Raw genomic sequence first — 454 nt, forward strand, 5'->3', positions numbered from 1 at the left:
CAGACCGAACTCTGCGAGAACATCGTCGTCGACGGCAGGTGTTCGGAAGATGTGAACCATCCCGCATTGCCCGCGAATCGTGTCACGAGCGTCTGTCTCCGAGTCAGCCGAGACAAAGTCTTTCGGGGATTGTGAGAGGAACCACAGACTTGCATCGTAGCGAGCGAACTCGCGAGCGGCCTTCTGCAACCAGTTCGCCGTGCGTGGGTTGTCGAGTAGGACGTGGGCCTCGTCGAGCATCAGCACCGTCTCACCGGGTGCGGTTTTGATTTTCTTGCGGACCTGTGAGAGCATCAGCATCAACATCGCGCTCTGTTCGGCGTCGTCGGACCCTGACAGCGAGTGCAGGTCAAGGTACGCCATTTCTACATCATCGCTGACAATGTCTATCTCATCCTCCCCGACCAGCGCCTCGTACTTGCCGCCTTCTTGGAACGACCGCAATTTCGTCAGG

Annotated in this window: 1 pseudogene; it reads right to left on the reverse strand. The window is 57.9% G+C overall.

The features are described 5' to 3' along the window. A pseudogene (locus DEQ92_RS22645) lies at positions 1 to 454 on the reverse strand (transfer complex protein); the annotation flags it as partial.

The sequence above is a fragment of the Haloferax sp. Atlit-6N genome (assembly GCF_003383195.1).
In the GTDB taxonomy this organism is placed as follows: Archaea; Halobacteriota; Halobacteria; order Halobacteriales; family Haloferacaceae; genus Haloferax; species Haloferax gibbonsii.